Source organism: Streptomyces fildesensis, from assembly GCF_016107395.1.
Taxonomy (GTDB): Bacteria; Actinomycetota; Actinomycetes; order Streptomycetales; family Streptomycetaceae; genus Actinacidiphila; species Actinacidiphila fildesensis.
The window spans coordinates 58,225-82,631 of sequence record NZ_JAAIKO010000033.1 but is presented as its reverse complement, the minus strand read 5'-3'; the positions used below and the strand labels follow the sequence as shown (position 1 = coordinate 82,631).

Genomic DNA, 24,407 nt, shown 5'->3' with positions numbered 1-24,407 from the left:
CTCAGTCCAACCGTGGTTTGGCCTTCGCTCATGTGAGATGGCTGCCTATGCGATGAGGCGGCTACCTTCGCAAGGTGGGGCGGGGCTTCCTAGGCCGGTCTTTAAATCGCACGAAGTAGGTGACGGGTGTCAGGAGGATTGCCTCTGGAAAGGGGGGTAGGGGGCGTATCCGGCGCTCTGACCTCCGGCGATGCCCGGATGCCTGGGCCGTCTGTGGGCCGTCCGAGGGTGACCAACGACGACAGATGACCGCCACCCGTGACCGCTGTCACCCGGACCTACCTGCTATGTCTGCGACACTGGTAGCACCATGCCTGTACCCGGAGAACTCACCTTTGCCGTGCCGCGTGGGGCCAAGAAGCCCCCGCGGCACCTCGCCGACCTGACCCCTGCCGAGCGACGGGAGGCGGTTGTCGAGCTGGGCGAGAAGCCGTTCCGCGCCAAGCAGCTGTCGCAGCACTACTTCGCGCGGTACGACGACGACCGGGCCGCCTGGACGGATATTCCGGCGGCCTCGCGCGACAAGCTCGCGGACGGGCTGCTGCCCGAGATGATGTCGGTCGTGCGGCACATCAGCTGTGACGACGACACCACGCGCAAGACGCTGTGGCGGCTGTTCGACGGGACGCTCGTCGAGTCGGTGCTGATGCGGTACCCGGACCGGGTGACCATGTGCATCAGTTCGCAGGCGGGCTGCGGGATGAACTGCCCGTTCTGTGCGACCGGGCAGGCGGGGCTGGACCGGAACCTGTCGACGGCCGAGATCGTGCACCAGATCGTGGCCGGGATGAAGTCGCTGCGCGACGGCGAGATCCCCGGTGGTCCGGCCCGGCTGAGCAACATCGTGTTCATGGGCATGGGCGAGCCGCTGGCCAACTACAACCGCGTCATCGGCTCGATCCGCCGGCTGACGGACCCGGAGCCGGACGGGCTGGGGCTGTCGCAGCGCGGGATCACCGTGTCGACGGTCGGGCTGGTGCCGGCGATGCTGCGGTTCGCCGACGAGGGCTTCAAGTGCCGGCTCGCGGTGTCGCTGCACGCCCCGGACGACGAGCTGCGCGACACCCTGGTGCCGGTCAACACCCGCTGGAAGGTGCGCGAGGTGCTGGACGCCGCGTGGCACTACGCGGAGGTGTCCGGCCGCCGGATCTCCATCGAGTACGCGCTGATCAAGGACATCAACGACCAGGCGTGGCGGGCGGACCTGCTCGGGCGGCTGCTCAAGGGCAAGCGCGTGCATGTGAACCTCATCCCGCTCAACCCCACCCCGGGGTCCAAGTGGACGGCTTCGCGGCCGGAGGACGAGCGGGCGTTCGTGCGGATGCTGGAGTCGCACGGGGTGCCGGTGACCGTCCGTGACACGCGCGGCAGCGAGATCGACGGAGCGTGCGGGCAGCTGGCGGCCTCCGAAGGCTGAGACGCCTGCCGGGTGTCGGCGGGCGCGCTGCTATCGTGGCGCTCGTAGATTCGTACAAATGAACATTTCCGACAGGGGAGCGCACCAGCGCTGAGAGTGCGGCCACCGGCGAAGCCGGTGCGGCCGCAGACCCTCGGACCTGATCCGGGTAATGCCGGCGTAGGGAGTCAACCGCTCATGAACACCAACCTTCGGCGCGCCGCGACAGCGGTCGTGGCCACCGCCCTCGGCGCGACAGCGCTGGCCGCCTGTGGCGGCTCCGGCGACAAGGCCGACGGCTCGAAGACGGCGACGCCGTCGAAGACCGTCACCCTCGTCAGCCATGACTCCTTCGCCGCCTCGCCCGCGGTGCTGAAGGAGTTCACCAAGGAGACCGGCTACACCGTCAAGGTGCTGGCCGGCGGTGACGCGGGCGCGGCCGTGAACCAGGCGATCCTGTCGAAGGGGCACCCGCAGGGCGATGTCTTCTTCGGCGTCGACAACACGCTGCTGTCGAGGGCTCTCGACAACGACCTGTTCACGCCGTACGAGGCCAAGGGCCTGGACCAGGTCCCGGCGGCGCTGCAGCTCGACAAGGACAAGCACCGGGTCACCCCGGTCGACTCCGGCGACGTCTGCGTCAACTACGACCGCAAGTACTTCGCCGCGCACCAGCTGGCCGTGCCGGCGACCTTCGACGACCTGATCAAGCCGGAGTACAAGAACCTGCTGGTCACGGAGAACTCCGCGACGTCCTCGCCGGGCCTGGCCTTCCAGCTCGGCACGATCGCGAAGTACGGCGATGGGGGCACCTCCCAGGGCGGAGCCTCTGGGGGAGGGTGGCAGGACTACTGGAAGAAGCTCAAGGCCAACGGCGTCGAGGTCGTCGACGGCTGGGAGCAGGCGTACAACGACCGCTTCTCCGGCTCGGCCGGCGGCAAGGGCAAGGGCGACAAGCCGCTCGTCGTCTCGTACGCCTCCAGCCCGCCCGCCGAGGTGCTGGGCGTCACGCCGCAGCCGGCCCAGGGGCCGACCGGTGTAGCGACCGGTACATGCTTCCGGCAGATCGAGTTCGCCGGGCTGCTCAAGGGCGGCAAGAACGACGCGGGTGGCAAGGCGCTGCTGGACTTCCTGCTGAGCAAGACGTTCCAGCAGGACATGCCGCTGCAGATGTTCGTGAACCCGGCCCGCCAGGACGCGGCGCTGCCCGCCGAGTTCACCAAGTACGGCGTGAAGATCGACGCCCCGCCCACCGTGGCGCCCGACGAGATCGCCAAGAACCGTGACCAGTGGGTCAAGACATGGTCCTCGCTCGTCCTGAAGTAGGGACTCCCGAAGCGGCTCCCGGGGAGCCGCGCCGCGGGACTCCGGCGAGGAGCCCGCGGCGCGCCCCGCGGGCCGCCGCGGTGCGGCTCGGTCTGATGGCGGTGCCCACCGCGTTCTTCGCGGTCTTCTTCGCCTACCCGGTGGCCGCCATCGTCACCCGGGGGCTGCGCGAGGGCGGCCGGTGGCGGTTCGGCCGGATCGGCGAGGTGCTGACCGACCCGGAGATCCTGCGGGTGCTGTGGTTCACCGCCTGGCAGGCGGTCGTCTCGACCGGGCTGACGCTGCTGGTCGCACTCCCGGCGGCGTATGTCTTCGCCCGCTTCGAGTTCCCGGGCAAGCGGCTGCTGCGGGCGGTGGTGGCGGTGCCGTTCGTGCTGCCCACGGTCGTGGTCGGCTCGGCGTTCCTGGCGCTGCTGGGCCGCGGCGGCATGCTCGACGACCTGTGGGGCGTCCGGCTGGACACCACCGTGTGGGCGATCCTGCTCGCTCACGTCTTCTTCAACTTCGGCGTCGTCGTCCGGTCCGTCGGCGGTCTGTGGTCGCAGCTCGACCCGCGCCAGGAGGAGGCCGCCCGGGTCCTGGGCGCCGGCCGCTTCGAGGCCTGGCGCCGGGTGACGCTGCCGGCGCTGGGACCGGCCGTGGCCGCCGCCGCGCTGATGGTCTTCCTCTTCACCTTCACGTCCTTCGGCGTGATCCAGATCCTCGGCGGGCCGAAGTACTCCACGCTGGAAGTGGAGATCTACCAGCAGACCGCGCAGTTCCTCGACCTGCCGACGGCCGCCGTCCTCACCCTCGTGCAGTTCGCGGCGGTCGCCACGATCCTCGCGCTGCACGCGTGGACGGTGCGCCGCCGGGAGAGCACGCTCAAGCTCGTCGACGCCGCGCACACCTCGCGGCGCCCGCGCGGCGCCGCCCAATGGGCGCTGCTGTGGGCGGTGCTGGCCGTCATCGTGCTGCTGATCCTGGTGCCGCTCGGCGTCCTGGTGGCGCGTTCGCTGGACGGGCCCGACGGCTACGGCCTCACCTTCTACCGGGCGCTGCTCTCGGTCCCGGAGACCGGCGGCACCTTCGTCGTCGCGCCCATCGAGGCGGTCTGGAACTCCCTGCAGTACGCGGCGGTGGCCACGCTCATCGCGCTGCTGGTGGGCGGCCTCGCCGCCGCCGCGCTGACCCGGCGCGCGGGCAGGCTGGTGCGGGGCTTCGACGCGCTGCTGATGCTGCCGCTGGGCACCTCGGCGGTGACCGTCGGCTTCGGCTTCCTCATCACCCTCGACGAGCCCCCGCTGGATCTGCGGTCGACGTGGCTGCTGGTGCCGCTGGCGCAGGCGCTGGTCGGTGTGCCGTTCGTGGTCCGCACGATGCTGCCCGTGCTGCGCGCGGTCGACGAACGGCTGCGGGAGGCGGCAGCGGTGCTGGGCGCCTCGCCGTGGCGCGCCTGGCGCGAGGTGGACCTGCCGCTGGTGCGGCGCGCGCTGCTGATCGCGGCGGGCTTCGCGTTCGCCGTCTCGCTCGGCGAGTTCGGCGCGACCGTCTTCATCGCGCGGCCCGACAACCCGACCCTGCCGGTGGCGGTGGCCCGGCTCCTCGGGCGTGCCGGGGAGCTCAACTACGGGCAGGCGATGGCCCTGAGCACCGTTCTGATGCTGGTGTGCGCGGGCGCGCTGCTGGCACTGGAGCGGCTGCGCACCGACCGTTCAGGAGAGTTCTAGATGACGCAGTCCTCCACTCCGCTGCTGCGGCTCGACGGTGTGACGGTCCGCTTCGGGGAGCGCGCGGCGCTCGACGCCGTGGACCTGGAGGTCGTCGCGCACGAGACGGTGTGCGTCCTGGGCCCCAGCGGCAGCGGCAAGTCCACCCTGCTGCGGGCGGTGGCCGGGCTGCAGGCGGTGGACGCCGGCCGGGTGCTGCTGGACGGCCGTGACCAGGCGGGCGTTCCCACCCACCGGCGCGGTCTCGGCCTGATGTTCCAGGACCACCAGCTGTTCCCGCAGCGGGACGTCGGCGGCAACGTCGCCTTCGGACTGCGGATGCGGGGGACCCGGCGCGACGAGGTGGACCGCACGGTCGCCGGACTGCTCGACATGGTGGGCCTGCCGGGTGCGCAGCGGCGGGCCATCGCCGCGCTGTCCGGCGGGGAGCAGCAGCGCGTCGCGCTGGCGCGCGCGCTGGCCCCCGAGCCGAAGCTGCTGATGCTGGACGAGCCGCTCGGCCAGCTCGACCGCGGGCTGCGCGAGCGGCTCGTCGTCGAACTGCGCCAGCTGTTCGGCCGGCTCGGCACGACGGTGCTGGCCGTCACCCACGACCAGGGCGAGGCGTTCGCGCTCGCCGACCGGGTCGTGGTCATGCGCGACGGTCTGATCGCGCAGACCGGCACCCCGCTGGAGGTGTGGCAGCGGCCCGCCTCCGAGTTCGTCGCCCGCTTCCTCGGCTTCGACAACGTCGTCGAGGCGACCGTGCACGGCGAGGCGGCCGACACCCCCTGGGGCAAGGTGCCGGTGCAGCCCGGCGCGCCCCAGGGGCCGTGCCGGCTGCTGGTCCGCCCCGCCGGGGTGCGGCTGACCGGCGTCCGCGACGGGCTGCCCTGCACGGTGACGGCCAGGACGTTCCGCGGCGACCTGGTCACCCTGCTGCTGCGCCCGGCGGACGGGCCGCCGCTGGAGGCGGCCTGCTCGCTGCGGGACGCCCCGGAGGCCGGTACCGAGGTGGGTGTCACCTTCACCGCTCAGGACGTCGTGGTCCTCAGCGTCCAGCCGGGCTCATCGACCGGTAACTGACGCGGTGAGCCGGGCCAGCGCCTCCGGCGCCTCGTCGACGGAGTCGACCAGGGCGATACGGGCAGCCATCGGGCGGTCCTTCGCCAGTGCTTCGAGCAGTGGCCAGGTGGGCAGGTCACGGGTCCAGTGCTCGCGGTTCACCAGCACCATCGGGGTCGGGACGCCCCGGGACTCGTAGTAGTTCGGCGTAGCGTTGTCGAAGATCTCCTGGACGGTGCCGGCCGCGCCCGGCAGGAAGATCACGCCGGCGGTGCAACGCGCCAGCAGACCGTCCTCGCGGACCGCGTTGGCGAAGTACTTGGCGATGTGCGAGGCGAACGCGTTCGGCGGCTCGTGCCCGTAGAACCAGGTGGGGATGCCGACGGACGCGCCGCCGTCCGGCCAGCGCTCCCGGACGGCGAACGCGGCCGACGCCCAGTCGCCGATCGACGGGGTGAACAACGGCGCCTTCGCCACGATCCGCAGCGCCTCGCCGAGCACCTCGTCCCCGAACGGGGCCGTGTAGGCACCCAGGTTCGCCGCCTCCATGGCGCCCGGGCCGCCCCCGGTGGCGACGGTCAGTCCCGAGCGGGCGAGCGTCCGGCCGAGGAGGGCGGCGCCCGCGTACGCGTCCTTGCCGCGCGCCATCGCGTGGCCGCCCATGACACCGACCACCCGTTCACCGGTGAGCAGTTCGTCGAGCGCGTCCGAGACGGCGTCGTCGTGGATGCTGCGCAGCATCGACGCGAGTATGTCGCCGCCGGCCCTGGTCCGCTGGAACCACTCGTAGGCGCGGGCGTCCGGAGTCGTTTCGTACCCGGCGGGCAGCCCTTCGTAGAGCGCTTCGGGGGTGTACAGCGTGCCCCGGTACGGATCGAACGGAAGGTACGGGACCGGCGGGAACACCATCGCCCCGCACGCCCGGACATGTGCGAGCGCAGCGGGCTCCATGGGGCAGCCCAGGAACACCGCCCCCACCGGGTCCAGGGCCAGCAGCGCGGCCGTACGGTCCGTCAGATCGACGGCCTGCAGCCGGTATCCGGCGAGCGAACCGGTGGCGGCCACCCGGTCGAACTCCGCGGGCGATTCGATCTCGTGGTCAGGGGCGCCGCTCTGCGGCGTGGAGTCGGTCAGCACCGCTGCACCCTAGCGGCAGGCACCGAACGCGCGACACGGTCTAGACCGCCAGCGGGGACGCCGCGAGTTGCGCGATGAGGACGGTCAGCGGGATGACGACCACCAGCACCACCGCACAGCGCAGTCCGGCGGCGGCGCGCAGCAGGCTCGCGGGGACGCCGAGCTGGACGAGGGCGGCGGTGGAGTGCTCGCGGGTGCGGCGGGCTTCGAGCGCGGCGGTGAGCACGGTCCCGAGCGCGCAGATCGTGATCAGGGCGGCGGCGAGGCCGGTGAGCGGGCCGAGTTCGCGGTCGCCGGTGCCGTAGAGCTCCAGGGCGGCCAGCGCCCCGGCCGTGACGGCGCACAGTACGCCGACCGGGCGGCCGATCCGGGGCGACTCCTCCTGGAGGGTGCGGCCCGCGAGCAGCCGCAGGGCGCCAGGGCGGTGGAGGGCCAGCAGACGTCCGCAGGCGTGGACGAGGCCGGGACCGGCCAGGACCATGCCGGCCGCGGTCAGCGCCCAGCCGGCCAGCACGGTGGGGGCGGCGCTGCCGAGGCCGCCGGGCAGCGGCAGCAGGTCCGTCGCGGTCGAGCGGCTCAGGTTGTCGGCGGTCACCTCGATGGCGAGACCGATGGCGGTGAGCGCGGCGCCCCACGGCAGGCCGGCGGGGGCGGTCACCGCGGAGAGGGTGCCCGGGTCCTCCGCGTCGGCCGACGCCGGAGCCGAGGGGGCGGCCCGGCGCGGCCACAGGCTGGCGGCGCTGGCCGCCGCGGCGAGCAGCGGTACGGCGGCGAGCAGCGTCAGCGCGCCCGCGACGGGCAGCGGACGGTCCGAGCCGAACGCGTCGGGGGCCGTTCCGCCGCGCACCTCAAGGAAGACCAGCAGGGCGACGACACTGCCCAGCGCGCACGACAGTGCGGTGGTCGCGGCGGCCAGCAGCGGCACCCCGCCGCGGCCGAGACCGGCCGCGGCGAGCCCGGAGTGCAGCCGTCCGCTGGGCTCGGACCGGGAGACGGCCACCGAGAGCTGCAGGGCGGCGGCGAACGGGACCACGCACCAGGCGAGCCGGGCGCCGGCCGCCGACGGGTTCCCGGGGTGCCCCATGGCGTAGCCGAGCGCGGCCAGCAGCAGAAAGCCGGTACCCGCGGACGTGGCGGCGACCAGCAGCCGGCGGAGCAGGACCGTGGGGGCGGATCCGCGGGCTACACGGAGGCTGAGCACGACGCGGCACCCTCCCGGTCCTGGGCGGGCATGGCGGCCGCCGGCCGCCCGTCGACCAGGGTGATGACCCGGTCGGCCACGGCGGCGACCTCGGGATCGATGGTGGCGAGCACCACGGTGATGCCGTGCGAACGCGCGGCGCTGGTCAGCATCCGCAGGACCTGGGCGCGGTCCGCGCGGTGCAGCGGCGCGGTGGGCTCGTCGGCGAAGACGATTTCGGGGAGGGTGACCAGGGCGCGGGCGATGGCCACCCGCTGGCGCTGCGCCTGGAGCAGTTCTGCGGGCCGTTTGCGGGCCACCGAGCCGACGTCGAGGCGGTCCAGCCACTCCTGTGCGGTGGTCTTGGCCGTGCGGTGCGGAATGCCGCAGAGCAGCAGCGGCAGGGCGGCGTTCTCCCGGGCGGTGAGTTCCGGCAGCAGCTGCGGGGTGCCGCCGATCCAGCCGAAGCGGTCGCGGCGCAGCCGCTCGCGCGCGGCCAGCGGGAGGGTGTGCACCGGTGCGCTGTTGAACCACACCTCGCCCTGGTCGGGCAGCAACTGCCCGGCCAGGCAGCGCAGCAGGGTCGTCTTGCCGGAGCCGCGCGGTCCCAGCAGGCCGAGGATCTCGCCCTCGCGCACACCCAGCGAGACGCCGAGCAGCGCGGGAGAGCCCTGGAAGGAGTGGCGCAGGGCGCGGGCCCAGAGCACATCGTTGTCGGGCGGGGCCACCATTGCCGATTACCTCCGCGAGTCGTTCCCCCTGGCTCGGTCAACGAATGCGGGGGAGACCGGTCACTGCGTTGGCAGGCTAAGGATTTCCCGGACCCGATCGGGTGAGCCACGGCGCCGGGGTCGCCCGAACGGCCGCATATGACGTCTCGTCCCAGGAGCTGACCCCGGAAACGCGGCGGCGCGCCGGGCGGACCCCCGTAGGGGCCGCCCGGCGCGCCGGGGTGGATCACCGCGAAGCGGTCAGAGCTTGGTCCACGCCTCGGTGAGGACGGCGCGGAGGATGCCCTCGATCTCGTCGAAGGTCTCCTGGGTGGAGATCAGCGGCGGAGCGAGCTGGACGACCGGGTCGCCCCGGTCGTCGGCCCGGCAGTACAGACCGTTCTCGAAGAGCGCCTTCGACAGGAAGCCGTACAGGACGCGCTCGGTCTCCTCGTCCGTGAAGGACTCCTTGGTGACCTTGTCCTTGACGAGCTCGATGCCGTAGAAGAAGCCGTTGCCGCGGACGTCGCCGACGATCGGCAGGTCGTGCAGCTTCTTCAGCGTGTTGAAGAACGCGTCCTCGTTGTCGAGCACGTGCTGGTTGAGGCCCTCGCGCTCGAAGATGTCGAGGTTCGCGATGCCGACCGCCGCGGAGACCGGGTGCCCGCCGAACGTGTAGCCGTGCAGGAAGGTGTTGTCACCCTTGTAGAACGGCTCGGCCAGCTTGTCGGAGATGATGCAGGCGCCGATCGGGGAGTAGCCCGAGGTCATGCCCTTGGCGCAGGTGATCATGTCCGGGATGTAGTCGAACTTGTCGCACGCGAACATGGTGCCGAGGCGGCCGAAGGCGCAGATGACCTCGTCGGAGACGAGCAGCACGTTGTACTTGTCGCAGATCTCGCGGACCCGCTGGAAGTACCCGGGCGGCGGCGGGAAGCAGCCGCCGGCGTTCTGCACCGGCTCCAGGAAGACACAGGCGACGGTCTCCGGGCCCTCGAACAGGATCTCCTGCTCGATCTGGTCGGCGCAGTACCGGCCGTAGGCCTCCGGGTCGTCGCCGAAGATCGGGGAGCGGTAGATGTTGGTGTTGACCACCTTGTGCGCACCGGGGACCAGCGGCTCGAAGGGAGCCTTGAGGGCCGGCAGGCCGGTGATCGACAGGGCGCCCTGCGGGGTGCCGTGGTAGGCGACCGCGCGGGAGATGACCTTGTACTTGGTCGGCTCACCCGTGAGCTTGAAGTACTGCTTGGCGAGCTTCCAGGCGGTCTCGACCGCCTCACCGCCACCGGTGGTGAAGAAGACCTTGTTCAGGTCGCCGGGGGCGTAGTTCGCCAGCCGCTCGGCCAGTTCCACGGCCTTGGGGTGGGCGTACGACCAGATGGGGAAGAAGGCCAGTTCCTGGGCCTGCTTGTACGCGGTCTCGGCGAGCTCGTGGCGGCCGTGACCGGCGTTGACCACGAACAGCCCGGAGAGGCCGTCGAGGTACTTCTTGCCCTTGTCGTCGTAGATGTACGTGCCCTCGCCGCGCACGATGGTCGGCACAGGGGCGTTCTCGTACGACGACATGCGGGTGAAGTGCATCCACAGGTGGTCGTACGCGGTCTTCGAGAGGTCCGCGTTCATGGCTATCTGGTTCCCCAGGTGTAGGTCTGCTTCCGGAGCTTCAGGTAAACGAAACTCTCGGTGGTCCGCACGCCGGGCAGGGCGCGGATCCGCTTGTTGATCATTTCCAGCAGGTGGTCGTCGTCCTCGCAGACGATCTCGATCAGCAGATCGAAGGAACCCGCCGTGATGACGACGTACTCGACCTCGCCCATCTCGGCGAGGGCGTCGGCGACCGGTTCTATGTCGCCCTCGACGTTGATGCCGACCATCGCCTGCCGCCGGAATCCGACGGTGAGCGGGTCGGTCACGGCGACGATCTGCATGACCCCCTGGTCCTGCAGTTTCTGGACGCGCTGCCGTACGGCCGCCTCGGAGAGGCCTACGGCCTTGCCGATCGCGGCGTAGGGCCTGCGCCCGTCCTCCTGGAGCTGCTCGATGATCGCCTTGGAGACGGAGTCGAGCACTCCGGAGCCGGTGGTGCTCTTCGGATCCGTACTACGAGTGGCCACGAGTCCCACTGTGCAGGAGAGGTCGACGGTCCCGCAACCCCTGAACGATGAAATTCGTGGTTCTGGTGCTCGAATCTCACTGATTCCATCGTTCTGGGGATCCGGGTATGTCGAACACGGCAGTGATGCGACTAGGCTCGATTACTCTGGAAGCGTCTCACCCATCGGACACAGGACAGGAGAGGTGCAGTGAGCGAGCTCAAGCGTCTGCGCAACTACATCAATGGAGAGTTCCGCGACGCCGCCGACGGGCGGACCACGGATGTGGTGAACCCTGCCACCGGTGAGGTCTACGCCACCGCGCCGCTGTCCGCCGCCGCCGACGTCGACGCCGCCATGGCCGCCGCCGAGGCGGCGTTCCCGGCCTGGCGCGACGCCACTCCCTCGGTACGCCAGCGGGCCCTGCTGAAGGTCGCCGACGCGATCGAGGCACGGGCGGACGAGCTGGTCGCGGTGGAGAGTGAGAACACCGGCAAGCCGCTCGGCCTCACCGCCAGCGAGGAACTGCCGCCGATGGTCGACCAGATCCGCTTCTTCGCGGGTGCGGCCCGACTGCTCGAGGGCCGCTCCGCCGGCGAGTACATGGAGGGCATGACCTCCATCGTCCGCCGCGAGCCGGTCGGCGTCTGCGCGCAGGTCGCGCCGTGGAACTACCCGATGATGATGGCCGTCTGGAAGTTCGCCCCGGCGATCGCCGCGGGCAACACCGTCGTCCTCAAGCCGTCGGACACCACCCCTGCCTCGACGGTGCTGCTCGCCGAGATCCTCGGCGAGGTGCTGCCCAAGGGCGTGTTCAACGTCGTCTGCGGCGACCGCGAGACCGGCCGCGCCATGGTCGAGCACAAGGTCCCGGCGATGGCCTCCATCACCGGTTCCGTCCGGGCCGGCATGCAGGTCGCCGAGAGCGCCGCCAAGGACGTCAAGCGCGTCCACCTGGAGCTCGGCGGCAAGGCGCCCGTGGTGGTCTTCGGCGACGCCGACATCGCCAAGGCGGTCGAGGACATCTCGGTCGCGGGCTTCTTCAACGCCGGCCAGGACTGTACGGCCGCCACCCGCGTGCTCGTCCACGAGTCGATCCACGACGAGTTCACCACCGCGCTCGCCAAGGCCGCCGCCGACACCAAGACCGGCGCCGCGGACGACGAGGACGTGCTCTACGGCCCGCTGAACAACGCCAACCAGCTCGCCCAGGTCAGCGGCTTCATCGAGCGGCTGCCGGCACACGCCAAGGTCGAGGCGGGCGGCCACCGGGTCGGCGACAAGGGCTACTTCTACGCCCCGACCGTCGTCTCCGGCCTCAAGCAGGACGACGAGATCATCCAGAACGAGGTCTTCGGACCGGTCATCACCATCCAGCCCTTCACCGACGAGGAGCAGGCCGTCGAGTACGCCAACGGCGTCGAGTTCGCCCTCGCCTCCTCGGTGTGGACCAAGGACCACGGCCGCGCGATGCGGATGTCCAAGCGTCTCGACTTCGGCTGTGTGTGGATCAACACCCACATCCCGCTGGTCGCCGAGATGCCGCACGGCGGCTTCAAGAAGTCCGGCTACGGCAAGGACCTCTCCGCCTACGGCTTCGAGGACTACACCCGCATCAAGCACGTCATGACGTCCCTGGACGGCTGACCCGCCCTGCCCCAGCGGCACCCCGGCCCCGGACGCGCACGCCGCGTCCGGGGCCGTCGCACGTCCCGGCCGCGAGACACAGTGTCAGGCAGTTGGGGGGTACGGCTGACGGATCGCTCGTTGCCCCGGGCATCCGGCGGAAGGGAGGGTGTGCCGCATGAGTGATCTCTCCCGTCGTTCGGTGCTGCGTGGATTCGGGCTGGCAGGGCTGCTGGCAGCCGCCTCGGCATGCGGTGTACCGCCGGCGCACATAGACGCGGCGGACCGGGCGGCCCGCGACCGTTCGGCGCAGGACAAGAAGCTGAACTTCGCGAACTGGCCGCTCTACATCGACGTCGACGAGAAGAACGCGCAGAAGCGTCCGACCCTCGACGCCTTCACCGCGCGCAGCGGGATCAAGGTCCAGTACACCGAGGAGATCAACGACAACGACGAGTTCTTCGGGAAGATCAGCCCGGCCCTCATGAACCACCAGGACATCGGCCGCGACCTGATCGTCGTCAGCGACTGGATGGCCGCGCGGTACGTACGCCTGGGCTGGGTGCAGCAGATGGACCGCTCCCGGCAGCCCAACGTCACCAAGTACCTCGACCCGCTGCTGCGGAACCCCGCCTTCGACCGGGGCCGCCGGTCCGCCGTGCCGTGGCAGTCCGGGATCACCGGCATCGCCTACAACAAGAAGGCGCTCGGCCGCGAGATCAAGCACGTGTCGGACCTGTGGGCCCCGGACCTCAAGGGGAAGGTGACGCTGCTGTCCGGGATGGACGAGGCGTTCGCGCTGCTCATGCAGGGACAGGGCGTCGACGTCGCCAAGTGGACGGCGGACGACTTCCACCGGATGACGGACCAGGTGGCTTCTCTGGTGCGCAGCAAGCAGATCCGGCGCTTCACCGGCAACGACTACACCAAGGACCTGTCGTCCGGCGATGTGCTGGCCTGCCAGGCGTACTCGGGCGATGTCGTCCAACTGCAGTCCGACAACCCGGACATCGAGTTCGTGGTGCCCCAGGAGGGCGCGGAACTGTGGGCCGAGAGCCTGATGATCCCGAACCTGGCCGAGCACAAGAGCAACGCCGAGGCGCTCGTCGACTACTACTACGACCCCGAGGTCGCGGCCGAACTCGCCGCCTACGTCAACTACGTCTGCCCGGTGCCGGCCGCACGCGATGTGCTCGCCTCGTCCAAGGACGAGGACACCGCAGCCCTCGCCGAGGACCCGCTGATCTTCCCGGACGACGAGATGCGCAAGCGGCTCGTGGTGGCCCGCGACATCACGCCGGAGGAGCGCCCGGAGTTCGAGAACCGGTGGAACCTGATCGTCGGCCTGTGATCAGGGCCGGTGATCCGGGCGGGCCGTCGAGGAGTCCGCGCAGGACGTCCAGGCGGTTGGTGGTGACCGAGTCGACGCCGAGGCCGAGCAGCCGCGCCATGGTGCGGCGCAGGTCGGCGGTCCAGGCCGCCACGAGCAGCTCCCGCTCGTGCGCCCAGCGGACCAGCGGCGGATCGATCAGCCCGAACCGCAGATTGATCCACCGCGGCCGGACGGCGTCGAGCAGTGCCTGCCCGGGCAGCGCCGAGGTCTTCCAGGTCAGGGCGATCTCGGCGGCCGGGTCGTGCCGCCGCACGGCGAGCATGGCGCCGGCCTCGCCGCAGTAGTACGCGCGGGACTCCGCTCCCGCGTCCCGTACGGCGGCCACCGAGGGCCCGGCCTGGTCCGCGGCGGTCAGGTCGAGCAGCGCCCGGCCGGTCCCGTGCCCGGTGACGGCGGTCAGCGCGTCGTGCAGCGTCGGCACGCCGCCGGCCGTGCGCCGCCGCACCTCCTCGGCGGTGAGTTCGGCGACGGCGTCCCGGTGCCCCCACAGCCGCTTCAGCGTCGGGTCGTGCAGGAGCACGGGGACGCCGTCGCGGGTGAGGCGCACATCGATCTCCACCGCGTCGGCGCCCGCCCGCAGGGCGGAGCGCAGCGACGGCAGGGTGTTCTCGCGGTGGTGGAACGGGTCGCCGCGATGGGCGACGGCTAGGCCCTGTCCGACCCATCCCGCCTGGCCCGGAGCGCCTGGCACGCGCGCTCTCCCCCAGCTACCGCTGGGAGGTGCCCCCAGTTGTCGGCTCATCCACGTACGCCCGGTACGAGGATGACCCTCCGCCTTGCGATCGCACGCACCGGATGCCCCGGGCCCCGCCCTCCGGGCGGACGCCGCCATGTGTCGGACATGACCTAGCGCCACGCCGCCGTGTACGCGTCGATCTCGGCGGTGAGCCGCGTCTTGCCCGGCGCGTCGAGGAACGACGCCTCGACGGCGTTCTTCGCCAACCCGGCGACGCCGGCCGCGTCCAGGTCCAGCAGGCGGGCGGCGATCGCGTACTCGTTGTTCAGATCGGTGCTGAACATGGGCGGGTCGTCGCTGTTGATGGTGACGAGCACACCGGCCTCGACCATCTGCCGCAGCGGGTGCTCCTCGAGCGTGCGGACCGCGCGGGTGGCGATGTTGGAGGTCGGGCAGACCTCCAGCGCGATGCGGTGCTCGGCCAGGTGCTCCAGCAGCCGCGGGTCCTGGACCGAGCTGGTGCCGTGCCCGATCCGCTCGGCGCCGAGCAGGTTGATCGCGTCCCAGACGGTCTCCGGACCGGTGGTCTCGCCGGCGTGCGGCACGCTGTGCAGGCCGATCGCGCGCGCCCGGTCGAAGTACGGCTTGAACTGCGGGCGCGGCACACCGATCTCGGGGCCGCCGAGCCCGAAGCTGACCAGCCCCTCCGGCCGCAGCTCGGTCGCGATCCGCGCGGTCTCCTCGGCGGAGGCGAGCCCCGCCTCGCCGGGAATGTCGAAGCACCAGCGCAGCACGACCCCGAGCTCGGACTCGGCGGCCTTGCGGGCGTCCTCGATCGCCTCGACGAAGGCGCGGTCCGGGATGCCGCGGTTGGTCGAGGAATACGGCGTGACGGTCAGCTCGGCGTAGCGGATGTTCTGCCGGGCCATGTCGCGGGCGACCTCGAAGGTCAGCAGCCGCACGTCCTCGGCGTCGCGGATCAGGTCGACGACGGACAGGTACACGTCGATGAAGTGCGCGAAGTCACGGAAGGTGAAGTACTCGGCCAGCGCGGCGGGATCGCTGGGGACCCGGGAGTCCCGGTGCCGGGCGGCCAGTTCTGCGACGATCCTCGGCGAGGCGGATCCGACATGGTGGACATGCAGCTCGGCCTTGGGCAGCCCGGCGATGAAGGTGTCGAGGCCGGGTACGCGTCCGGTTGCGGTGTCGGTCATGCGGATCCTCCAGGCAAGTCAGCGGTGGAGCCATCGTAGACGGCGCCCCGGGTCGTGCGAGGGCCTTCCCCCGCCGTACGCAGGCCATAGCATTGCCGGACGTAGTCAGAGGAAGGCCGCAATGTCCGACCAGCCCGACAGCCCCGCGCCCCGCAACCCCTGGGCGCCGCCCGCGGACGTCCCGCCGCAGGCCGGACCGGGGCCGAGCCCGGCGGACACCGGCCCGCCGCTGCCGCCGCTGGCACCGGGAACGGACCATTACGCCGCCGGCCCTCCGTACGACCAACAGGGTCCCCACCCGGGTCAGTACCCGCCGTACGAGCAGTACCCGGGCGCGGGCGGCGGCTACCCGGGCTATCCCGGCTACCCGGGGTACCCGATGGGCCCGTACGGCGGCTGGACCCCCTCGCCGCGCAACGGCTACGGCCTCACCGCGCTCGTACTGGGCATCGTCGGCGCGGTGCTGTCGGTCATGTGCTTCTTCGCGGTCCTCGGCGCTCCGCTGGGCATCGCCGCGATCATCTTCGGGATCGTCGGACGCCGGATCGCCAAGCGCGGCGAGTCGACCAATCCCGGGCAGGCCCTGGCCGGGCTGATCCTCGGCATCGTCGCGACCGTGCTCTCCGCCGGAATGCTGATCACCATAGGCGTGTCGATAGGGAACGGCTGGCTGGACGAGGGCGACGGGATGCGCAAGCCCGACCAGGGCAGCTACGGATCACCGCTGTCCGTCGGCGAGACCGCCGAGTACGACGGCGGGCTGCAGGTCACGGTCGCCGATGTGCAGGACCCCGGCCCGGCGCAGACCGCCGGGAGCGCCGAGGGTGCCGCGGGTGCCGAGGGCGGTGACAGCGCGCTGAAGTTCACCGTCACGCTGAAGAACACCGGCGGCGACACGCAGAACCTGGACTACGCGGACGTGTCCGCGTACGCGGACCAGGCGGGGGACAACCCGCTCAAGGACATCTCGGGACAGGACGGCTTCAGCGGCCAGCTCGCCCCGGGCGCCGAGCGGTCGCTGGACTTCATCGTCGTCGTCCCCGACCCCTCCACCGATTCCGTCGAGGTCGACGTGTCCCCGGGCGACTCCTACGACTACGCGTACTGGGACGTGCCCGTTCCCGTACCCGCCTCGTAGGTCCTGACGCGGACCGCGGTCAGCGGCGTACGGCCTCCAGGGCCAGCAGCGCGACGTGCAGTGACAGGCACGACTCCACCTGGTCGAGGTCGACGCCCAGGATCCGTTCCACCCGGTGCAGCCGGTCGTAGAACGAGGGGCGGGACAGGTGTGCGGCATCGGCCGCCGCCGACTTGTTGCGGCCGTTGTCCAGATAGACGGAGAGGATGCGGACCAGGTCGGAGCCGTGTTCCGCGTCATGGGCGAGCAGCGGGCCCAGCTCGCGCTCGACGTAGGTCTGCAGCCGTGCGTCGTCGCGCAGCAGGTGCAGCAGTCCGCGCAGCCGCACGTCGGGCAGCCGGTAGTACGTCCCGGCCCTGCGCCGCTCCGCACCCCCCGGTGAACCGTGCAGCGCCGCGTCGGCGACCTGCGCCGCTTCCAGCAGGGTGCGCCGCGCGTCGCGCAGCGAGCCCACCGAGGAGCCGGCCGCCATCACGAACGCGGGCGCCTCGGACGCCGGGTCGACGATCCGGTCGAGCGCGGCGGCGAAGCCTTCCAGCGACCGGTGCTCCTCGTCGTGCGGGCCCAGCGACACCAGGACGCCGACCGCGCCGTCGTCGAGCGCCCCGGTCAGTGCGGTCAGCCCGCGCTCGCGCACCGCGAGCGCCACGTTCTCGGTGAAGTCCCGCAGCCGGGACTGCGCCTCCAGCGCCGCCGACGCCGGCCCGCCGCGCAGCCGCAGCATGACGCCGACCAGCCGGCGCCCTTCGAGCGGCACGCCCAGCGCCCGAGCGCGCAGCGCCACGTCGGAGACGGTCAGCGCGTGGGTGAGGATCCCGGAGAGCAGGGTGCGGTGGGTCTGGCGTTCCAGCGATTCGCGGTCGCGCTCCAGCAGCCGGTTGAGGGCCAGGGTGGCGGCGCCCCGTTCGAGGAGGACCGCGTGCCGGTGCGGACCGGTCGTCGTGACCGGGCGGCCCTCGCCCGAGGTGCGCGGCGGCGGACCGGGCTCGCCCACCAGCACGAGCCGGCCCCAGTCGCGGCCGCGCGCGCCGACCGAGGTGACGAGCCAGCCGGCCCGCCGGTCGTACCCGGTCCTGCCGGCCGGGGCCACCCCGCGCGAGCGCCGTTCCCAGCCGTCCAGCAGCGCCTCCGGGTCGTGGCCGGCCGGGTCGAAGGCCAGCACCTGGTGCGAGAGGTTCTCCAGCACGACCGGCGCGCCCGCCATCCGGGCCACCTCCCGGACGACCTCGTCGGCCTCCGCGCCCTCGACGGACAGTTCGTTGAAGGTCTGGTGCACGGCCTCCGAGGCGCGCAACTCGGTCAGCTGCGCGTCCACCACATGGGCGTGCACCGCCTGGGTGACGCTCACGAACCGCACCTCGGTGCGCAGCGCCACCAGCGGGAGGCCGCGCCGCTCGGCGGCCCTGACCAGCGGCCGCGGCAGCACATCGGCGTACCGCCGGCCCAACTCCACCACCAGCCCGGCCGCGCCGACGTCCGCGAGGGCGTCGATGTACTGGGCCAGCGACTCCTTGTCCTCCGGGAGCATCACGCCGGTCGTCAGCACCAGCTCGCCGCCCTGCAGCATCCCCGCGATGTCGGCCAGCTCGCTGATGTGCACCCAGCGCACCGGCCGGTGCAGCCCGGCGGCGCCCGCGACGACCCGCGGCGCGCCGCGGCGCAGCGCGTCGAGTTCCAGGACCTGGGCGACGGTGGGAAACACGGTGTGACCTCCGGTCGGGACGGCGTCCGGCGTGGCCTGACGCCACTGCCGGGGGCAGAGTGTAAAGCTCTCCGCGCCACCGGTTGCGGTGTGACGGTTACGCCGCGCGCAGCGCTCCGGCATCGTGCCTCGGGACGCCGGGGAAAGCCACTGTGTGGCAGATCACGGAAGACAGATTTCGTCGCGTAACCAAAAGGCAACAACGGAATCCCTTGTTGGCCCAAGGCTACTCTGCCAGGATCAGCCATCAATCCAGTCTTCGGCCACGGCGCCAAGCGGATGCGAGGAGACACCATGGACCACCGTTTCGACGTGAAGAACCGGTTCGCGGACGGGGCCCAGTACATCGCCGGAGCCTCGCGGCCGGGCACCTCAGGCCACCAGCACTCCGTGGTCGACCCGGCCACCGGTGACGCGGTGTACACCTACGAGCTCGCCGGGGCCGCGGACGTGGACGCCGCCGTCGCCGCCGCGAAGGCCGCCCTCCCCGGCTGGTCCGGTGCCACCCCGGCTGAGCGTTCCACCGCGATGCACCGCTTCTCCGAGGTGCTGGCCGAGCAGGCCGACGACCTGGCCTTCGTGGAGTCGCTGCAGTGCGGCAAGCCGCTGCGGCTGAGCGCCGGGTTCGACGTACCGGGCACCGTCGACAACACCGCGTTCTTCGCGGGGGCCGCCCGCCATCTGGAGGGCAAGGCCGCCGGTGAGTACTCGGCCGACCACACCTCCTACGTGCGCCGTGAGCCGGTCGGCGTCGTCGGCTCGATCGCGCCCTGGAACTACCCGCTGCAGATGGCGGCCTGGAAGGTCCTGCCGGCCATCGCCGCGGGCAACACCATCGTGCTCAAGCCCGCCGAGCTGACCCCGCTGACCTCGCTGATGTTCGCCCGCGCGGCCACCGAGGCCGGTATCCCGGACGGTGTGGTCAACATCGTCAGCGGCGCGGGCAAGGAGGCCGGCGAACACCTCGTCGGCCACCCCGACGTCGCCATGACCTCCTTCACCGGCTCCACCGGCGTTGGCAAGCGCGTCGCCGAGATCGCCATCCGCACCGTCAAGCGGCTGCACCTGGAACTCGGCGGCAAGGCGCCCTTCGTGGTCTTCGACGACGCGGACCTGGAAGCGGCCGTGCACGGCGCGGTCGCCGGCTCTCTGATCAACACCGGCCAGGACTGCACCGCCGCGACCCGCGCCTACGTCCAGCGGCCGCTGTACGACGCGTTCGTCGCCGGGGTGGCCGACCTCTTCGCGGGCATCAGGCTCGGCGACCCGTTCGACCCGTCGACCGACCTCGGCCCGCTCATCTCGCACCTCCAGCGGGACCGCGTCGCGGCGATCGTCGACCGCTCCCGCGCGTACGCCACCGTCGTTACCGGCGGCGAGGCCCCCGGCGACAAGCTGGCGGCGGGCGCGTTCTACCGCCCCACCCTCATCACGGGCGCCGCGCAGGACAGCGAGATCGTCCAGTCCGAGATCTTCGGCCCGGTGCTCGTCGTGCTGCCCTTCGACAGCGACGACGAGGGCCTGGCGCTCGCCAACGACACCCCGTACGGCCTGGCCGCGTCCGCCTGGACCCGCGACGTCTTCCGCGCCAGCCGGGCCACCCGCGAGATGAAGGCGGGCTGTGTCTGGATCAACGACCACATCCCGATCCTCAGCGAGATGCCGCACGGCGGCTACAAGGCGTCCGGCTTCGGCAAGGACATGTCCGCGTACTCCTTCGAGGAGTACACGCAGGTCAAGCATGTGATGTACGACAACACCGCGATCGTCCGCAAGGACTGGCACCGCACGATCTTCGGAGACCGATAACCCGGTCGGACCCCGGACTCCGGCCGGACCCCAGGCGGTTCCCGGCCGGCCTCCCGTGAAAGGGCACAGCGCATGGAGCAGTACGAGACACTCTCGCCTCCCCAGCTCGCGGCGATACGGCGCACCATGACCAACGGGCGTGGTGCGCTCGCCCGCCGGTCGCTGCTGCGCGCCGCCGGACTCGGCGCCGTGGCGACGGCAGGGCTGACCGGCCTCACCGGTTGCGGCATCCCCGCCGCGGGCGGCCAGAAGGACGCCGCCGCCACGACCGAGGACCACTCCGGGTCGGAGAAGACGGTCAACTTCTCCAACTGGACGGAGTACATCGACGTCACGGACGACGGGAAGCACCGTCCGACACTCGACGCCTTCGGCAAGCGCACCGGTATCAACGTCAAGTACACCGAGGACATCAACGACAACGTCGAGTTCTTCGGCAAGGTCAAGCCGCAGCTCGCCGCCGGCCAGGACACCGGCCGCGACCTGATGGTGCTCACCGACTGGCTGGCCGGCCGCATGATCCGCCTCGGCTGGGTGCAGAAGCTCGACGCGTCCAACCTGCCGCACGCGTACGCCAACCTGGAGCAGCGGTTCCGCAGCCCCGACTGGGACCCGGGCCGCGCCTATTCGTACCCGTGGACCGGTATCGCCACCGTCATCGCCTACAACAAGAAGGCGACCAACGGCCGTAAGGTCACCTCGGTCTCGCAGCTGCTGGACGACCCCACGCTCAAGGGCCGGGTCGGGATGCTCACCGAGATGCGGGACACCGTCGGCATGACGCTGATGGACATGGGCAAGAACCCCGCCTCCTTCACCAACGACGACTTCGACGCGGCGATAGCCCGGGTGCAGAAGGCCGTCGACTCCAAGCAGATCCGCCGCTTCACCGGCAACGACTACACCGCGGACCTCTCCAAGGGCGACATGGCCGCGTGTCTCGCGTGGGCCGGCGACCTCGTCCAGCTGAAGATCGACAACCCGGACATCGAGTACGTCTTCCCCGACGCGGGCTACCTCTCGTCGACCGACAACCTCGTGATCCCCAACAAGGCGCGGCACAAGAAGAACGCCGAGCGGCTCATCGACTACTACTACGAGCCGCCGGTCGCCGCCCAGCTCGCGGCCTACATCAACTACGTCTGCCCGGTGGCGGGGGTACGCGACGAACTCGCGAAGATCGACCCGGCGCTGGCCGCGAACACGCTGATCCTCCCGGACGCCGCGATGGCCGCCAAGACGCACTCCTTCCGCCTGCTGTCCTCCGCCGAGGAGACCGCGTACGAGCAGAAGTTCTCCAAACTCATCGGCGCCTGACCGCACCTGACGACTGACGACTTACGGGAAGCGACCCCATGACACACGACTCCTCCGGCGGCGAGGTCATCCTCTCCGGGATCAGCAAGCGGTACGGCGCCTTCACCGCCGTCCACCCGCTCGACCTCACCATCCCGCAGGGCTCCTTCTTCGCCCTGCTCGGCGCCTCCGGCTGCGGCAAGACCACGACCCTGCGCATGATCGCGGGCCTCGAGGACCCCTCCTCCGGCACCGTGTCCCTGTCCGGCGAGGACGTCACGGCCCTCCCGCCGTACAAGCGCCCGGTGAACACCGTCTTCCAGAACTACGCGCTCTTCCCGCATCTGGACATCTATGAGAACGTCGCCTTCGGCCTGCGCCGGCGCGGCATCAAGTCGGTGAAGAAGCAGGTCGAGGACATGCTGGAGCTCGTCGAGCTGGGCTCGATGGCCCGCCGCAAGCCGAACCAGCTCTCCGGTGGCCAGCAGCAGCGCGTCGCGGTCGCCCGCGCTCTCATCAACCACCCCAAGGTGCTGCTGCTCGACGAGCCGCTCGGCGCCCTGGACCTCAAGCTGCGCCGCCAGATGCAGCTGGAGCTCAAGCGCATCCAGACCGAGGTCGGCATCACCTTCGTGCACGTCACCCACGACCAGGAGGAGGCCATGACCATGGCCGACACCGTCGCGGTGATGAACGGCGGACGGGTGGAGCAGCTCGGCGCCCCCGCCGACCTGTACGAGAACCCGGGATCGACGTTCGTCGCGAACTTCCTCGGCACCTCCAACCTCATCGAGGCCGAGGTCACCGGCACCTCGGGCGACGATCTGCTGCTCGTCGCGGGCGGCCAGAAGCTCGCGCTGCCCACCGCGCGCTGTTCGGCGAAGACGGCCGTGGGCGGCCGGGTGCTGGCCGGCGTGCGCCCCGAGAAGATATCCGTCGCGCACCGCGACGACGAGGACTCGATCGCCGACGGGCGCAACCGGATACCCGGCCGCATCGTCGACTCCAGCTTCATCGGCGTCTCCACCCAGTTCGTGATCGACAGCCCGGTCTGCCCGGAGCTGGAGGTCTTCGTGCAGAACGTCGACCGTGACTCGCGGCTGGTGCCCGGCGCCCCCGTCGTCCTGCACTGGAACCCCGCGCACACCTTCGGCCTCGACGCGGCCCAGGACATCGATGCCGGTGTGCAGGAGGTGGAAGCCGCATGAGCACCGTCACCGACCGGCCGCCCGCCCCGCCGGAGACCCCGGCGCCGGTCCCGGCCGCGATGCGCCGGGCCGCCGGGCGCAAGCGCCGGGTGCCGTACTGGCTGCTGCTGCCGGGCATCGCCTGGCTGCTGGTGTTCTTCGTGGCGCCGATGATCTACCAGGCGTCCACGTCCGTGCAGACCGGCTCGCTGGAAGCGGGCTTCAAGGTCACCTGGCACTTCGCGACCTACTGGGACGCGCTGACCGAGTACTACCCGCAGTTCCTGCGCTCGTTCGAGTACTCCGCCATCGCGACCGTGCTGTGCCTGGCGATCGGCTACCCGCTCGCGTACACCATCGCCTTCCGGGCCGGCCGCTGGCGCAACCTCATCCTCATCCTGGTCATCGCGCCGTTCTTCACCAGCTTCCTGATCCGCACCCTCGCCTGGGAGACGATCCTGGCCGACGGCGGATTCGTGGTGCAGACCCTCAACCAGCTGCACATCCTGGATCTGACGTCCTCGCTCGGCATCACGCAGGGCGACCGCGTACTGGCCACACCGCTCGCGGTGATCTGCGGTCTGACGTACAACTTCCTGCCCTTCATGATCCTGCCGCTCTACACCTCGCTGGAGCGCATCGACGGCAAGCTGCACGAGGCGGCCGGCGACCTGTACGCCAAGCCCTTCACAGTCTTCCGCAAGGTGACCTTCCCGCTGTCCATGCCGGGCGTGGTCGCGGGCACCCTGCTCACCTTCATCCCGGCGACCGGCGACTACATCAACGCCGAACTGCTGGGCACCACCAACCAGAAGATGATCGGCAACGTCATCCAGTCCCAGTTCCTGCGCGTGCTCGACTACCCGACGGCCGCCGCCCTGTCCTTCATCCTGATGGCGGTGATCCTCGCGATGGTCATGTTCTACATCCGCAAGGCCGGAACGGAGGAGCTGGTCTGATGCGCTGGATACGGAAGAACCTGGTGGTCTTCGCGGGTGTGCTCTGCCTCGCGTACCTGATCCTGCCGAACCTCGTCGTCATGGTGTTCTCGTTCAACAAGCCGAACGGGCGCTTCAACTACGAGTGGACACGCTTCTCCACCGACGCCTGGGAGCACCCCTGCGACGTCGCCGACATGTGCGGCTCGCTCGGCCTCAGCCTGCAGATCGCGCTGTACGCCACGATCGGCGCGACGGTGCTGGGCACGATGATCGCCTTCGCGCTCGCCCGCTACCGCTTCAAGGCGCGCGGCACGACCAACATGCTGATCTTCCTGCCGATGGCGATGCCCGAGGTCGTGATGGCCGCCTCGCTGGGGACGCTCTTCCTCAACATGCGCGTCCCGTTCGGCTTCTGGACCATCCTCATCGCGCACATCATGTTCTGCCTGAGCTTCGTCGTCACCGCGGTCAAGGCCCGCGTGATGAGCATGGACCCGCGCCTGGAGCAGGCCGCGCAGGACCTGTACGCCTCCCCGCTCCAGACCTTCCTGCGGGTTACCCTCCCGCTGGTGGCACCCGGTATCGCCTCCGGCGCCCTGCTGTCCTTCGCCCTGTCCTTCGACGACTTCATCATCACGAACTTCAACGCCGGCTCGACGGTGACGTTCCCGATGTTCGTCTGGGGCTCGGCGCAACGCGGCACCCCGGTGCAGATCAATGTGATCGGCACCGCGATGTTCGTGATCGCGGTCCTCGTCGTCGTCGCCGGGCAGCTGCTCGGCAGCCGGCGCAAGGCCCGCGCGTAACACCGCACGTCCGTACCCGATCGA

20 protein-coding genes and 1 riboswitch are annotated in these 24,407 nt (G+C 70.9%); of the genes, 12 read left to right on the top strand and 8 right to left on the bottom strand.

Annotated elements, in window-relative coordinates; translation table 11 throughout:
• The first annotated feature begins 310 nt into the window (after positions 1 to 310).
• The 4 genes from rlmN to C6N31_RS30950 all read left to right on the top strand — a co-directional run bounded on the left by rlmN (position 311) and on the right by C6N31_RS30950 (position 5,496).
• Positions 311 to 1,417: a dual-specificity RNA methyltransferase RlmN gene (gene rlmN / locus C6N31_RS30965; RefSeq protein ID WP_138356734.1), complete on the top strand. Its 1,107-nt coding sequence runs from the start codon at positions 311 to 313 to the stop codon at positions 1,415 to 1,417.
• Between the two features lie 63 nt (positions 1,418 to 1,480).
• A riboswitch (TPP riboswitch) is annotated at positions 1,481 to 1,600 on the top strand.
• On the top strand, positions 1,595 to 2,722 hold the full coding sequence (locus tag C6N31_RS30960; protein WP_138356733.1) for a thiamine ABC transporter substrate-binding protein: 1,128 nt from the start codon (positions 1,595 to 1,597) through the stop codon (positions 2,720 to 2,722). Its footprint overlaps the riboswitch before it by 6 nt.
• A gap of 95 nt (positions 2,723 to 2,817) precedes the next feature.
• The gene (locus C6N31_RS30955) at positions 2,818 to 4,431 is read left to right on the top strand and encodes an ABC transporter permease (RefSeq protein WP_138356732.1); all 1,614 of its coding nucleotides are present in this window, start codon (positions 2,818 to 2,820) and stop codon (positions 4,429 to 4,431) included.
• The gene (locus tag C6N31_RS30950; RefSeq protein WP_138356731.1) at positions 4,432 to 5,496 is read left to right on the top strand and encodes an ABC transporter ATP-binding protein; all 1,065 of its coding nucleotides are present in this window, start codon (positions 4,432 to 4,434) and stop codon (positions 5,494 to 5,496) included.
• Here the strand turns inward: C6N31_RS30950 and C6N31_RS30945 are convergent.
• The 5 genes from C6N31_RS30945 to C6N31_RS30925 form a co-directional block, all read right to left on the bottom strand.
• On the bottom strand, positions 5,479 to 6,609 hold the full coding sequence (locus C6N31_RS30945) for an LOG family protein (RefSeq protein WP_187145334.1): 1,131 nt from the start codon (positions 6,607 to 6,609) through the stop codon (positions 5,479 to 5,481). The two genes, C6N31_RS30950 and C6N31_RS30945, sit on opposite strands and share 18 nt — an antisense overlap.
• 43 nt (positions 6,610 to 6,652) lie before the next feature.
• On the bottom strand, positions 6,653 to 7,813 hold the full coding sequence (locus C6N31_RS30940) for a hypothetical protein (RefSeq protein WP_198358635.1): 1,161 nt from the start codon (positions 7,811 to 7,813) through the stop codon (positions 6,653 to 6,655).
• Complete coding sequence (locus C6N31_RS30935) at positions 7,795 to 8,523, bottom strand: ABC transporter ATP-binding protein (protein ID WP_138356728.1); 729 nt, start codon at positions 8,521 to 8,523, stop codon at positions 7,795 to 7,797. The genes C6N31_RS30940 and C6N31_RS30935 overlap by 19 nt, the downstream gene beginning before the upstream one ends.
• A gap of 240 nt (positions 8,524 to 8,763) precedes the next feature.
• On the bottom strand, positions 8,764 to 10,125 hold the full coding sequence (locus C6N31_RS30930) for an aspartate aminotransferase family protein (RefSeq protein WP_138356727.1): 1,362 nt from the start codon (positions 10,123 to 10,125) through the stop codon (positions 8,764 to 8,766).
• Positions 10,126 to 10,127: 2 nt separating this feature from the next.
• The gene (locus C6N31_RS30925; RefSeq protein ID WP_381586315.1) at positions 10,128 to 10,625 is read right to left on the bottom strand and encodes an Lrp/AsnC family transcriptional regulator; all 498 of its coding nucleotides are present in this window, start codon (positions 10,623 to 10,625) and stop codon (positions 10,128 to 10,130) included.
• A 180-nt stretch (positions 10,626 to 10,805) separates the two neighbouring features.
• On the opposite strand from C6N31_RS30925, the gene C6N31_RS30920 reads away from it, so the two are divergent.
• On the top strand, positions 10,806 to 12,242 hold the full coding sequence (locus tag C6N31_RS30920) for a gamma-aminobutyraldehyde dehydrogenase (RefSeq protein WP_138356725.1): 1,437 nt from the start codon (positions 10,806 to 10,808) through the stop codon (positions 12,240 to 12,242).
• Between the two features lie 157 nt (positions 12,243 to 12,399).
• A complete protein-coding gene (locus C6N31_RS30915) occupies positions 12,400 to 13,572 on the top strand; it encodes a polyamine ABC transporter substrate-binding protein (protein WP_138356724.1) in 1,173 nt (390 codons plus the stop codon).
• On the opposite strand, the gene C6N31_RS30910 is transcribed toward C6N31_RS30915, so the two are convergent.
• Positions 13,514 to 14,305: a glycerophosphodiester phosphodiesterase gene (locus C6N31_RS30910; protein ID WP_244809455.1), complete on the bottom strand. Its 792-nt coding sequence runs from the start codon at positions 14,303 to 14,305 to the stop codon at positions 13,514 to 13,516. The genes C6N31_RS30915 and C6N31_RS30910 overlap by 59 nt on opposite strands.
• A gap of 155 nt (positions 14,306 to 14,460) precedes the next feature.
• Positions 14,461 to 15,504: an adenosine deaminase gene (locus C6N31_RS30905; RefSeq protein ID WP_198358633.1), complete on the bottom strand. Its 1,044-nt coding sequence runs from the start codon at positions 15,502 to 15,504 to the stop codon at positions 14,461 to 14,463.
• 121 nt (positions 15,505 to 15,625) lie between these two features.
• On the opposite strand from C6N31_RS30905, the gene C6N31_RS30900 reads away from it, so the two are divergent.
• Positions 15,626 to 16,642, top strand: coding sequence for a DUF4190 domain-containing protein (locus tag C6N31_RS30900; protein WP_198358632.1), 1,017 nt, complete (start codon positions 15,626 to 15,628; stop codon positions 16,640 to 16,642).
• 19 nt (positions 16,643 to 16,661) lie between these two features.
• Here C6N31_RS30900 and C6N31_RS30895 read toward each other — a convergent pair whose 3' ends face one another.
• Entirely contained in the window at positions 16,662 to 18,344 is a 1,683-nt protein-coding gene (locus C6N31_RS30895) for a PucR family transcriptional regulator (RefSeq protein WP_164298103.1), read from the bottom strand.
• Between the two features lie 294 nt (positions 18,345 to 18,638).
• Here C6N31_RS30895 and C6N31_RS30890 point away from each other — a divergent pair, with 294 nt between their 5' ends.
• The 5 genes from C6N31_RS30890 (at position 18,639) to C6N31_RS30870 (ending at position 24,383) form a co-directional block, all read left to right on the top strand.
• Positions 18,639 to 20,153: a gamma-aminobutyraldehyde dehydrogenase gene (locus tag C6N31_RS30890; protein WP_138356719.1), complete on the top strand. Its 1,515-nt coding sequence runs from the start codon at positions 18,639 to 18,641 to the stop codon at positions 20,151 to 20,153.
• A 72-nt stretch (positions 20,154 to 20,225) separates the two neighbouring features.
• Complete coding sequence (locus tag C6N31_RS30885) at positions 20,226 to 21,470, top strand: polyamine ABC transporter substrate-binding protein (RefSeq protein ID WP_138356718.1); 1,245 nt, start codon at positions 20,226 to 20,228, stop codon at positions 21,468 to 21,470.
• Between the two features lie 38 nt (positions 21,471 to 21,508).
• The gene (locus C6N31_RS30880) at positions 21,509 to 22,657 is read left to right on the top strand and encodes an ABC transporter ATP-binding protein (RefSeq protein WP_138356717.1); all 1,149 of its coding nucleotides are present in this window, start codon (positions 21,509 to 21,511) and stop codon (positions 22,655 to 22,657) included.
• Entirely contained in the window at positions 22,654 to 23,595 is a 942-nt protein-coding gene (locus tag C6N31_RS30875) for an ABC transporter permease (protein WP_138356716.1), read from the top strand. The genes C6N31_RS30880 and C6N31_RS30875 overlap by 4 nt, the downstream gene beginning before the upstream one ends.
• Positions 23,595 to 24,383 (top strand): ABC transporter permease, encoded by a 789-nt coding sequence (locus tag C6N31_RS30870; protein ID WP_138356715.1) that lies wholly within the window; start codon positions 23,595 to 23,597, stop codon positions 24,381 to 24,383. The genes C6N31_RS30875 and C6N31_RS30870 overlap by 1 nt, the downstream gene beginning before the upstream one ends.
• The last annotated feature ends 24 nt before the right edge of the window (positions 24,384 to 24,407 follow it).

Bases quoted from the DNA above. Each gene is read 5' to 3' on its own strand.
- rlmN (WP_138356734.1), top strand. From the start codon at position 311: ATGCCTGTACCCGGAGAACTCACCTTTGCCGTGCCGCGTGGGGCCAAG.
- C6N31_RS30960 (WP_138356733.1), top strand. From the start codon at position 1,595: ATGAACACCAACCTTCGGCGCGCCGCGACAGCGGTCGTGGCCACCGCC.
- C6N31_RS30955 (WP_138356732.1), top strand. From the start codon at position 2,818: ATGGCGGTGCCCACCGCGTTCTTCGCGGTCTTCTTCGCCTACCCGGTG.
- C6N31_RS30950 (WP_138356731.1), top strand. From the start codon at position 4,432: ATGACGCAGTCCTCCACTCCGCTGCTGCGGCTCGACGGTGTGACGGTC.
- C6N31_RS30935 (WP_138356728.1), bottom strand. From the start codon at position 8,523: ATGGTGGCCCCGCCCGACAACGATGTGCTCTGGGCCCGCGCCCTGCGC.
- C6N31_RS30930 (WP_138356727.1), bottom strand. From the start codon at position 10,125: ATGAACGCGGACCTCTCGAAGACCGCGTACGACCACCTGTGGATGCAC.
- C6N31_RS30915 (WP_138356724.1), top strand. From the start codon at position 12,400: ATGAGTGATCTCTCCCGTCGTTCGGTGCTGCGTGGATTCGGGCTGGCA.
- C6N31_RS30905 (WP_198358633.1), bottom strand. From the start codon at position 15,504: ATGACCGACACCGCAACCGGACGCGTACCCGGCCTCGACACCTTCATC.
- C6N31_RS30900 (WP_198358632.1), top strand. From the start codon at position 15,626: ATGTCCGACCAGCCCGACAGCCCCGCGCCCCGCAACCCCTGGGCGCCG.
- C6N31_RS30890 (WP_138356719.1), top strand. From the start codon at position 18,639: ATGGACCACCGTTTCGACGTGAAGAACCGGTTCGCGGACGGGGCCCAG.
- C6N31_RS30885 (WP_138356718.1), top strand. From the start codon at position 20,226: ATGGAGCAGTACGAGACACTCTCGCCTCCCCAGCTCGCGGCGATACGG.
- C6N31_RS30880 (WP_138356717.1), top strand. From the start codon at position 21,509: ATGACACACGACTCCTCCGGCGGCGAGGTCATCCTCTCCGGGATCAGC.
- C6N31_RS30875 (WP_138356716.1), top strand. From the start codon at position 22,654: ATGAGCACCGTCACCGACCGGCCGCCCGCCCCGCCGGAGACCCCGGCG.
- C6N31_RS30870 (WP_138356715.1), top strand. From the start codon at position 23,595: ATGCGCTGGATACGGAAGAACCTGGTGGTCTTCGCGGGTGTGCTCTGC.